Raw genomic sequence first — 10,293 nt, forward strand, 5'->3', positions numbered from 1 at the left:
TGATGACAGACGAATTATCCATTCGAGTCGAACGATCCTTCAAGAACATCGCCCCGGAGAGCTGGTCCAAGCTGGCCGGGGCGTCCAGAACCGGCAGCATCCTGCCTTACAACCCCTTCGTCTCGCACGCCTTCCTGTCGTCGCTCGAGGAGTCCGGCTCCGCGACCGACAAGACGGGCTGGCTCGGCAATCACCTGCTGCTCGAGACCGACGGCGGCGAATTGCTCGGTGCCGTCGCGGGCTACCTGAAGAGCCACAGCCAGGGCGAATATGTTTTCGATCATGGCTGGGCTGATGCTTTCGAACGGGCTGGCGGCCGCTATTATCCGAAGCTGCAATGCTCCATTCCCTTCACGCCCGCCACGGGACCGCGGCTGCTCGTCGCCGAGGGACAGGATCGGAGCGCGCTGCAGCTGGCGCTTGCCGAAAGCCTCAAGGAAGTCACTCGGCAGCTCGGCGTTTCCTCGGCGCACATCACCTTCCTGCCCGAAGACGAGGCTTCGGTCTTCGAAGGCGATGGCTATCTGCATCGCACCGACCAGCAATTCCATTTTATCAATGAAGGCTACGCCGATCATGACGCCTTTCTCGATACGCTGGCATCCCGCAAGCGCAAGGCGCTGAAGAAGGAGCGGCGCGCGGCGGTCGAGCACGGCATCACCATCGACTGGCTGACCGGCAGCGATCTCACCGAAAACATCTGGGACCAGTTTTTCGCCTTCTACATGGATACCGGCAGCCGCAAATGGGGCCGGCCCTATCTCACCCGGAAATTCTATTCGCTGATCGGCGAGCGCATGCCCGACGATGTCCTGCTCGTCATGGCCAAGCGCGAGGGACGCTATATCGCCGGCGCCATCAACTTCATCGGCGGCGAGACGCTGTACGGCCGCCACTGGGGCTGCATCGAGGATCATCCCTTCCTGCATTTCGAAGTCTGCTATCATCAGGCTATCGATTTCGCGCTTGAGAAGGGGCTGAAACGGGTGGAAGCCGGCGCGCAGGGTGAGCACAAGCTGGCGCGCGGCTATCTTCCGGTCATCACGCATTCGGCGCACTATATCGGCCATCATGGCCTGCGGCGCGCCGTTGCCGACTATCTGGAGCACGAGCGGGAACAGGTGGAGGAGATGAGCGAAATCCTCACCGAACACAGCCCCTTCCGCAAAGGCGAACGGCAGGATATTTAGCGGTTGGGGATAACCATAAACGGAAGACGAGGAGATCCTGGATGACCAGTCCCGCCTATGACGACAACAATATCTTCGCGAAGATCCTGAAGGGCGATATCCCGTCCTATCGCGTCTATGAGGATGAGCACACGGTCGCCTTCATGGATGTGATGCCGCAGTCGCCTGGCCATACGCTGGTTATGCCGAAGTCACCGTCCCGCAACATTTTCGATGCCGATCCAGCCGCGTTGCAGCACGCGATCACGGTGGTACAAAAGATCGCCATTGCGGTTCAGGAAGCCTTCGATGCCGACGGCGTCTATATCGCCCAGTTCAACGAACCGGCCGCCGGCCAGACCGTGTTCCATCTGCATTTCCACATCATCCCGCGCCTCGAAGGCGTCGCGCTGAAGCCGCACTCGGGCAAGATGGAGGATGGCGCGGTGCTGGCTGAAAACGCCAGGAAGATCATCGAGGCGCTGGCCTGACGCACTGACCTCTCAAGTCACTTCTAAGATTTTCTTCATAACAATATGAAAACGGCTGCATTATCCCTAATGCAGCCGTTTCATTTTTCTCAAGCAGTCGATCGCCGGTTACTTGCGCGGCACCTTCGGAACCGCACCGCCACCCTTGCGGGGCGACTTGCCTTCCGGCCCGTCGCTTTCGCTCGATGTCGAAGCCTTCGCCGAACGACGAGCGTCGGCTGCCGTTCCGGCCTTGCCGACGCGGCTGCGGGTCTTGACGGTATCGCCGTCATCCTCCTCCACCTCGACCGGCTGATCGCCGACCTCGGCTTCCGGCTTCGGCCGGATCGGAGCAGTGTCCGCGATCGCGTCGAGCAGGATGCCGGTCGAGCCGTCTTCCTTCTTGCCGACCGTGACGTTGACGACGCCGCCCTTCTTCAGCTTGCCGAAGAGGATTTCGTTCGCCAGCGGCTTCTTGATGTTTTCCTGGATGACGCGCGCCAGCGGACGGGCGCCCATCTTGTCGTCATAGCCCTTCTCGGACAGCCAGGCGATGGCGTCCTCGTGCAGATCGAAAGTGACGTTCCTTTCGGAAAGCTGCGCTTCCAACTGCATGATGAACTTCTGCACGACCTTGTGGATAACCGTCGTCGGCAGCGGCGCGAAGGGAATGACCGCATCCAGACGGTTGCGGAACTCCGGCGTGAACAGGCGGTTGAGAGCCTCCTCATCCTCGCCCGTACGCCTGGACGAACCAAAGCCGATGGCGGCCTTGGCCATTTCCGAAGCGCCCGCATTGGTCGTCATGATGAGAATGACGTTGCGGAAGTCGATCTTCTTGCCGTTGTGATCGGTCAGCGCGCCATGGTCCATGACCTGCAGCAGGATATTGAAGATATCCGGATGCGCCTTCTCGATTTCGTCGAGCAGGACGACGCTGTGCGGATGCTGATCGACACCATCGGTCAGGAGGCCGCCCTGGTCGAAGCCGACATAGCCGGGAGGTGCACCGAGCAGACGGGAAACCGTATGACGCTCCATATATTCCGACATGTCGAACCGCAGCAGTTCGACGCCGAGCGACGAAGCAAGCTGCTTGGCGACTTCCGTCTTGCCGACGCCGGTGGGGCCGGAGAAGACGTAGCAGCCGATCGGCTTGTTTGGTTCGCGCAAGCCCGCACGGGCCAGCTTGATCGAGGTCGAGAGCGCTTCGATGGCCGTATCCTGGCCGTAGACGACCGAACGCAGTTCCTGTTCGAGATTGGCGAGAACCATCTCGTCATCCTTGGAAACCGTCTTCGGCGGAATGCGGGCCATGGTGGCGATCGTCACCTCGATCTCCCGCTCCGTGATCAGCTTGCGGCGCTTCGACGGCGGCAACAGCATTTGCGCGGCACCGGTTTCGTCGATGACATCGATCGCCTTGTCCGGCAGCTTGCGGTCGGAAATATAGCGCGCCGAGAGCTCGACCGCCGACTTGATGGCGTCGTTCGAATAGCGCAGGTGATGATACTCTTCGAAATAGGGCTTCAGGCCCTTCATGATTTCGATGGCATCCTCGATGCTCGGCTCGTTGACGTCGATCTTCTGGAAGCGGCGGACGAGCGCCCGGTCCTTCTCGAAGAACTGACGATACTCCTTGTAGGTGGTCGAACCGATGCAACGGATCGCCCCCGAGGAAAGAGCCGGCTTCAGCAGGTTCGACGCATCCATAGCGCCGCCGGAGGTGGCGCCCGCACCGATGACAGTGTGGATCTCATCGATGAACAACACGGCGCCCGGATACTCTTCGAGCTCCTTGACGACCTGCTTCAAGCGTTCCTCGAAATCGCCGCGATAACGGGTGCCGGCCAGCAGCGTGCCCATATCGAGCGAAAAGATCGTGGCGTCGGCCAATGCTTCCGGAACCTTGCCCTCGACGATCCGCTTGGCAAGACCTTCGGCAATCGCCGTCTTGCCGACGCCGGGATCGCCGACATAGAGCGGATTGTTCTTCGAACGGCGGCAAAGCACCTGGATCGTGCGGTTGACCTCTGAGTGACGGCCGATCAGCGGATCGATCTTGCCGTTCTTGGCCTTCTCATTGAGGTTGACGCAATAGGCCTTCAACGCATCCTGCTGCTTCTTGCCATTGCCTTCCTCCTGCTCGCCGCGGGAGGTCGGCTTGCTTTCGGATTCGCTTTCCTCGGCGCCGCGCGGCGTGCGGGTCTGGGAGGAACCCGGGCGCTTGCCGATGCCGTGGGAGATGTAGTTGACCGCGTCGTAGCGGGTCATTTCCTGTTCCTGCAGGAAGAATGCGGCATGACTTTCCCGCTCCGCGAAAATCGCGACGAGAACATTGGCGCCCGTCACTTCCTCGCGGCCGGAAGATTGCACATGGATCACGGCGCGCTGGATGACGCGCTGGAAGCCGGAGGTCGGCTTCGAGTCTTCGTCATAGCCCGTGACCAGATTGGAAAGTTCATTATCGACGTATTCAGTCAGAGTCTTACGGAGCGCATCGAGATCAACATTGCACGCGCCCATGACAGCTGCGGCATCGGCGTCGTCTACCAGCGCCAAAAGCAGATGTTCCAGCGTGGCATACTCGTGATGCCGCTCGTTCGCGTAGGTCAGTGCCTGATGCAGCGCCTTCTCAAGACTAGGCGAAAATGTTGGCACGTTCAGATCCTCACTTCTTTTCCATAACACATTGCAGCGGATGCTGGTGCTGCCGGGCAAAATCCATCACCTGGCTCACCTTCGTTTCGGCTACTTCATATGTATATATCCCGCACTCGCCCACGCCGTGGTTGTGGACATGAAGCATGATGCGGGTGGCACCTTCTAGATCCTTTTGGAAGAAACGCTCCAGGATGTGGATCACGAAGTCCATGGGCGTATAGTCGTCATTCAGAAGCAGCACGCGATACAGGTTCGGTTTTTTGGTTTTGGGCTTGGTACGTGTGATGACCGAGGTCCCACGGTTTCCGTTGTCCCCGTTCCTTTCGCCATTGTTTTGCATCCGGATCGGCTCAGCGATCATTTCATTCATTCCTCAAATCATCCGGCAGAAGCTATCGCATTCCGACTTGGCAACTAGGGTTGGTTTCTTCACTTGGTCGGGCCGGATATCCGAACCTCTAACTTAGTTCATATTGGCGTGATTTTAAGCCCCTTGCTGGACACTGCAATCACAATTCGCTGACAAAGCGGGCTGCGGCCAAAAAAGTCGCTGCATATCCTCGGCTCCGGTTCGGCGCGCCAAAACGCAAAAGACCGGCCACGCATCGCGTAGCCGGTCCTTCCGGAAATTTTGCCTTTCGGCGGAACTTAAGCGGCGGTTGCCGTAGCGGCTGCCTTGCTGGCGGCTTTCGTCGCGGCAGCGACGGGTGCTTCATAGGGCTTATAGGCGGTCTTGGCGATGTCGGCATACATTTCGCCGAGCTTGGTGGCTTCGGCGACGAAGTTTTCGTAGGAAGATTTCACATAGCTGCTCTGCAGTTCGAAGGCAGCTTCGAAGCTCTTGATGCCGGCGAGCGTTTCGAAGTGCGTGACGCCATCCTGGAAAGACTTCTTGGAGTATTCGGCAGCTTCGGCAGCAATCGCCTGAAAGCCTTTGGTGACATCGGAATAGCTCTTCAGCGCCGTGTCCATGGCTTCCTTGCCCTTCTTGTTCGCTTCATCGAAATTGAACATGCTTCTCCGTCCCTTGTTGGCCGGCCGGCGGCCGGTTTACAGGGTAAAGGTTAAATGCGACGCACAATTAGTCAAGTAGTCTTGTGCGGCGCAATATCTCCCTTTGGTTGTATTTCCGATAACAATTGAGTGTCAGCGATGATGAGTGCACCGCATCATTCTGTTTTCGCTAATATATATCATAGCCCTTGCAACCGCAGGCTTTGGCCAAAATATTGGCGGTTGGGCTGGAAAAGCTGCAGCGATTCAAAACGGCTACGGAATGATCAAATCGACAATTGCCAAAGAAAAGGGCCGCATTTCAATGAAATACGGCCCGAATATTCAATCACTATACGAGATCAATGAAACTAGAGGTCGACGTCGAGGATCGCCATCGAGAAATTATAGGAGCGATCGCCATCTTCATCATCGATATAGACGACGCCCAGAAACTCTTCGCCGAGATAGACTTCCGCAGAATCGTTCTTGCGCGGACGGGCCTTCACCACTATCTGCGGGTTGAACGTGCGCTTGAAATAGGCGTCGAGCTTCTTGATTTCTTCAGGCTTCACAATGCTTCTCCGTGAGGATCTCGGTTGGCTGCTTCTTGCATAGGAAAAGCGGCGGTGTAAAGACCGGAGGCGCGCATAACCTGTCCACCGACAGCCCAAGCCTCCGAAAGTCAGGCTGAATTTTTCCTAGATTCCCGCGCCCATGATCTGGTCGACGACCATGCGTTCGGCAAGCAACTGATCCATGGAGCGAGAGGGCTCGGAACAGCCGGCCTCGCCGACCACCTTGGCCGGAACGCCGGCAACCGTCGTCTTCGGCGGCACTTCCTTCAACACCACCGAGCCGGCGGCTATGCGCGAGCAATGGCCGATCTGGATATTGCCGAGAATCTTGGCACCGGCGCCGATCAATACGCCATGGGCGATTTTCGGATGACGGTCGCTGCCTTCCTTGCCGGTTCCGCCAAGCGTGACCCCGTGCAGGATCGAGACGTTGTCGCCGATTACGGCCGTTTCACCCACCACGAGGCCGGTCGCGTGGTCGAGGAAGATGCCCTTGCCGATGCGCGCCGCCGGATTGATGTCGGTCTGGAAGACGCTGGAGGAACGGCTCTGCAGATAGAGCGCGAAATCGCGGCGGCCATGATTATAAAGCCAGTGCGCGAGGCGGTGCGTCTGCAGAGCGTGGAACCCCTTGAAATAGAGCACGGGCTCCAGAAAACGCAGGCAGGCGGGATCACGGTCGTAGACGGCCTGAATATCGACGCGGAGGATCGATCCCCACTCCGGCCAGTCGGTCAACATTTCCTCGAAGGTCTGCCGCAGGAGGATGGCTTGCATGTCCGGATGGTCGAGGCGCTCGCAAATGCGATAGATGACGCATTCCTCCAGCGAACGGTGGTTGATGATCGTCGAATAGAGGAAGGCGGCAAGCAGCGGATCCCGCTCGGCAGCGGCGCGAGCTTCCTCGCGCATGCTGTCCCAGATGGGGTCCATGACCTTAACCGCGCCCAAGCCCTCTACCGGGCGAATGTCCGTTGCTGCGACCATTGGCGGTCTCCCGATTTTCTGTCAGGGATACATTATATAGAATAAATGCCACGCAAGACAAATGGGTTGGTGACGCATGAATTTCGAGCATGATTTTGCCGGCGGGCTCATCCGCGCGACGTGCGGCGATGCCATCGGCACCATCACCATCGGCAATCCCGATCGGAAGAATGCGGTGACCGCCGCCATGTGGCGTGCCATCCCGCAAGCCGTGCGCATCCTGACCGACGAAGCGCACGCGCATGTGGTCGTCCTTTGCGGCAGCGGCGCGGATTTTTCCGCCGGCGCCGATATCAGCGAATTCGACAGCCTGCGCAAGAACTCCGAGACCGCGGTCGCTTACGAGGCGTTGAACAGCCGGGCTTTCGAGGCAATCCGGCATTGCCGCGTGCCGACGATCGCGGCAATCCGCGGCATCTGCTATGGCGGCGGCTTCGGGCTGGCGGCGGCCTGCGATTTGCGGATCGCCGAACGAGGCGCCCGGTTTTCCGTGCCCGCCGTTCGCCTCGGCATCGCCTATCCCGCCGATGCCGTGCAGGACATCGTCAATGCGCTTGGGGCGCAGATGGCCAAGGTCACGCTGTTCACGGGCGCACCGATGTCGAGCGAGAAGATGGTTGCCGCCGGCTTTCTTCTGGAGGAAATCGAGGCCGGCGCCTTCGACAGCGAAGTCTCCGCCCTCGCCCACGCGATCGCCGCCAATGCGCCGATCGCGCTGCATGCCTCGAAACTCGCAATCCGCGCCGCCATCGAGCAGAATCCCGACCTGCTGCGCGAAGCGGAGGTGATCGGCGCCGAGACCTTCGACAGCGCCGATTATGCCGAGGGCCGCGCCGCCTTTGCCGAGCGGCGGAAACCGCATTTCACCGGCAAGTGACCTAGAGCACTTTCGCTTATCTTCGAATCGCGAAACCGCTCTATCTTCTTATTTCCCAACGCATTCCGAACGGAAAACCGCTGCGCACTTTTCCTGGAAATGCTCTAGCGTCCGTCGAGGCGCTGATAAAACTCGAGAACCGCCGACTTGAAGATCTTGTCTCCGACGGCAAGCATATGATCGCGGTTCGGGATGTCGATGGCCTCGGCATTCGGCATCAGTGCCGCCAGTTCGTGGCCGGAGCCGGCAATATCGTCCTTGGTGCCGACGGCGATCAAAGCCGGCGCTTCGATCCTTGCCACATCTTCCCTCGCCGCCAGATCGCGCGAGCCCTGGATACAGGCGGCCAGCGCCTGCCGGTCGCTTTTCGTCTGCTCGGCAAAGGCGCGGAACATACGTCCGCGCGGATGCGTGACGTCATCGAGCGACGGCGCAACCAGCGCGTCCGCGATTGGATCCCAGTCGCCGACCCCCTCGACCATGCCGATGCCGAGACCACCCAGCACCAGCGAGCGGACACGATCGGGATGCGCGATAGCCATGAAAGTGGCAACGCGCGCACCCATGGAATAACCCATCACATGCGCCTCCGGGATACCCAGATGGTCCAGGAGTGCCACGGCATCCTCGGCCATGATCCAAGGGTGGTAAACATCGGCGTCATAGAGCTTGTCGCTCAAGCCGTGGCCGCGATTGTCGATGGCAATCACCCGGTAACCCGCTTCGCCCAGTGTCTTCAGCCAGCCGGGATTGACCCAATTTGCAATCGCCGTCGAGGCAAAGCCGTGAATCAGCAGCACCGGCGGGCCGCTGGGATCGCCTTCATCGAAAAAGGCGAGCTTCAATCCGTCTCGGACAAAATTGGACATCTGGGGAGCATTCAAATTCATGGCTTCGTCTTCGCAAGCTAGGGTCTGTTGGCGCCGGACCATATTTTATCGGCAGTATCAAATGAACCCTGCGCCTGCGAAAATCTCTGCATCAAGCCGGACTTTCGCACTACACAATCAGGAAGAAGGATTATAAAGAGGGGCTACCAAGTCTGGCGCAACATTCATGCCGCTCGCGGCAGGACGCATTCGGAGATCATCATGGCCGGTCACAATATTCCCCATTTCCAGAACGACGGCGGACATCGCGTCATCGAAATCGGCGTGAAGGAATTCATGTGCACCGGCGCCTCGATTCCCTACGATCATCCGCATATCTTCATCGATCTCGGCGACGAGACGGAGAAGGTTTGCTCCTACTGCTCGACGCTGTATCGCTACAATCCGTCGCTGAAGGCGGATCAGACCAATCCTCCCGGCTGCGTCTTCCACTTCAAGGCAGCGTAATCCCGTCGATTCCGATCGGACATAAGCGATGCCGATCAAAAGAGCCGCCATCATCGGCGCCGGAATAGCCGGATTGACGGCAGCGCTGGCGCTGGCGAGACATGGCATAGAATCGGACATTTTCGAACAGGCCGAAGCGCTGACTGAAGTCGGCGCCGGCTTGCAGATATCTCCGAATGCCTCCCGCATCCTCGATACGCTTGGCGTGCTCGATGCGCTTCGGCCCGTCTGGCTGGAACCTGAAGAGGTTCAGCTGGTATCCGGCTCATCGCTGCGGCAAATCGCATCCGTCCCATGCGGGAATTTTGCAAGGCAACGCTGGGGAGCCCCCTACGGGACGGCACATCGCGCCACGCTGCAGAAGGCGCTTCTCGATGCCGTTGCCGCCAACGCGCTGTGCACGCTGCATCTCGGCCGACGCATCGATCTCGAAAACCGAACGATGCCGGATGGAATCGCTGGCCGCGACTTTGATCTCGTAATCGGCGCCGACGGTGTCTGGTCGAAGACACGCTCACTCGTGCCCGGTGCGCCCTCGCCGCTCTTTTCCGGAAATATCGCATGGCGCTTCACGATCCCGGAAGCATCCGCGCCGGCGATCCTGAACCGCACTAGCGTCACCGCCTTTCTCGGCCGCTCCAGCCATCTCGTTTGCTACCCGATCCGGGAAAATACTGCCTTCAATATGGTCGCGATCGTTTCCGGCAGCAGCGCCAGCCATGATTGGAACGCCACCGGCAGCAAGGCTCAAAGAGAGAGTATGCTGCGCGGCTTCTCCGGCTGGAATGATGCGATCCTGAACATGCTGGAAAGACAGGAACAGGCTAGCGTCTGGCCGCTCTACGAGATGAAAGCCGGCAAATGGCATAATGAGCGCGATGTGATTCTCATCGGCGACGCCGCGCATGCGATGATGCCGTTCGCGGCTCAGGGCGCGGCCATGGCGATCGAGGATGCCTTCGAACTCGCCAGCATGCTGGCGACACGTCCGCTGTCGGAAGCGTTCGATCTTTACGAGAAACATCGGGCGCCGCGCGTCGCCCGCTTGCGCCAGCGCGCCGCCTTCAACCAATTTGCCTATCACGCACGCGGGCCGATCCAGATGGCGCGTGACCTCGTTCTCTCGCTTCGTCCGCCGCAAAGCCTCGCGGCGGACATGGACTGGATCTACGGCTATCGCGCCATCGGCTGATCAGCCTCCCCACAGCGCCGCGCGTC

The 10,293-nt window shown here is 59.5% G+C and carries 11 protein-coding genes; 5 read left to right on the forward strand and 6 right to left on the reverse strand.

What is annotated here, in order from left to right; genetic code table 11:
- The first annotated feature begins 2 nt into the window (after positions 1–2).
- Together ACPYOP_RS29390 and ACPYOP_RS29395 are read left to right on the forward strand one after the other, a co-directional pair.
- Entirely contained in the window at positions 3–1,190 is a 1,188-nt protein-coding gene (locus ACPYOP_RS29390) for a GNAT family N-acetyltransferase (RefSeq protein WP_481413779.1), read from the forward strand.
- Positions 1,191–1,231: 41 nt separating this feature from the next.
- Positions 1,232–1,660, forward strand: coding sequence for an HIT family protein (locus ACPYOP_RS29395; protein WP_481413780.1), 429 nt, complete (start codon positions 1,232–1,234; stop codon positions 1,658–1,660).
- Between the two features lie 108 nt (positions 1,661–1,768).
- Here ACPYOP_RS29395 and clpA read toward each other — a convergent pair whose 3' ends face one another.
- From clpA to cysE, 5 genes are all read right to left on the reverse strand, one after another.
- Positions 1,769–4,300 (reverse strand): ATP-dependent Clp protease ATP-binding subunit ClpA, encoded by a 2,532-nt coding sequence (gene clpA / locus ACPYOP_RS29400; RefSeq protein ID WP_481413781.1) that lies wholly within the window; start codon positions 4,298–4,300, stop codon positions 1,769–1,771.
- Positions 4,301–4,310: 10 nt separating this feature from the next.
- Complete coding sequence (gene clpS / locus ACPYOP_RS29405; RefSeq protein ID WP_402792547.1) at positions 4,311–4,664, reverse strand: ATP-dependent Clp protease adapter ClpS; 354 nt, start codon at positions 4,662–4,664, stop codon at positions 4,311–4,313.
- 287 nt (positions 4,665–4,951) lie between these two features.
- Positions 4,952–5,317 (reverse strand): phasin family protein, encoded by a 366-nt coding sequence (locus tag ACPYOP_RS29410; protein WP_481413782.1) that lies wholly within the window; start codon positions 5,315–5,317, stop codon positions 4,952–4,954.
- 350 nt (positions 5,318–5,667) lie between these two features.
- Positions 5,668–5,871: a DUF3126 family protein gene (locus ACPYOP_RS29415; protein ID WP_047633271.1), complete on the reverse strand. Its 204-nt coding sequence runs from the start codon at positions 5,869–5,871 to the stop codon at positions 5,668–5,670.
- A gap of 126 nt (positions 5,872–5,997) precedes the next feature.
- Positions 5,998–6,861, reverse strand: coding sequence for a serine O-acetyltransferase (cysE, locus tag ACPYOP_RS29420; protein ID WP_481413783.1), 864 nt, complete (start codon positions 6,859–6,861; stop codon positions 5,998–6,000).
- A 76-nt stretch (positions 6,862–6,937) separates the two neighbouring features.
- Between cysE and ACPYOP_RS29425 the strand changes: the two genes are divergently transcribed.
- On the forward strand, positions 6,938–7,738 hold the full coding sequence (locus tag ACPYOP_RS29425; protein WP_481413784.1) for an enoyl-CoA hydratase-related protein: 801 nt from the start codon (positions 6,938–6,940) through the stop codon (positions 7,736–7,738).
- A 104-nt stretch (positions 7,739–7,842) separates the two neighbouring features.
- Here ACPYOP_RS29425 and ACPYOP_RS29430 read toward each other — a convergent pair whose 3' ends face one another.
- Entirely contained in the window at positions 7,843–8,628 is a 786-nt protein-coding gene (locus ACPYOP_RS29430; RefSeq protein WP_481413785.1) for an alpha/beta fold hydrolase, read from the reverse strand.
- 201 nt (positions 8,629–8,829) lie between these two features.
- Between ACPYOP_RS29430 and ACPYOP_RS29435 the strand changes: the two genes are divergently transcribed.
- Together ACPYOP_RS29435 and ACPYOP_RS29440 are read left to right on the forward strand one after the other, a co-directional pair.
- Positions 8,830–9,075, forward strand: coding sequence for a zinc-finger domain-containing protein (locus ACPYOP_RS29435; protein ID WP_149637585.1), 246 nt, complete (start codon positions 8,830–8,832; stop codon positions 9,073–9,075).
- Positions 9,076–9,103: 28 nt separating this feature from the next.
- Positions 9,104–10,267: an FAD-dependent monooxygenase gene (locus ACPYOP_RS29440; protein WP_481413786.1), complete on the forward strand. Its 1,164-nt coding sequence runs from the start codon at positions 9,104–9,106 to the stop codon at positions 10,265–10,267.
- The last annotated feature ends 26 nt before the right edge of the window (positions 10,268–10,293 follow it).

The organism is Rhizobium sp. KNZ2-6A, assembly GCF_056755475.1.

Bases quoted from the DNA above. Each gene is read 5' to 3' on its own strand.
- ACPYOP_RS29390 (WP_481413779.1), top strand. From the start codon at position 3: ATGACAGACGAATTATCCATTCGAGTCGAACGATCCTTCAAGAACATC.
- ACPYOP_RS29395 (WP_481413780.1), top strand. From the start codon at position 1,232: ATGACCAGTCCCGCCTATGACGACAACAATATCTTCGCGAAGATCCTG.
- clpS (WP_402792547.1), bottom strand. From the start codon at position 4,664: ATGATCGCTGAGCCGATCCGGATGCAAAACAATGGCGAAAGGAACGGG.
- ACPYOP_RS29410 (WP_481413782.1), bottom strand. From the start codon at position 5,317: ATGTTCAATTTCGATGAAGCGAACAAGAAGGGCAAGGAAGCCATGGAC.
- cysE (WP_481413783.1), bottom strand. From the start codon at position 6,861: ATGGTCGCAGCAACGGACATTCGCCCGGTAGAGGGCTTGGGCGCGGTT.
- ACPYOP_RS29425 (WP_481413784.1), top strand. From the start codon at position 6,938: ATGAATTTCGAGCATGATTTTGCCGGCGGGCTCATCCGCGCGACGTGC.
- ACPYOP_RS29430 (WP_481413785.1), bottom strand. From the start codon at position 8,628: ATGAATTTGAATGCTCCCCAGATGTCCAATTTTGTCCGAGACGGATTG.
- ACPYOP_RS29435 (WP_149637585.1), top strand. From the start codon at position 8,830: ATGGCCGGTCACAATATTCCCCATTTCCAGAACGACGGCGGACATCGC.
- ACPYOP_RS29440 (WP_481413786.1), top strand. From the start codon at position 9,104: ATGCCGATCAAAAGAGCCGCCATCATCGGCGCCGGAATAGCCGGATTG.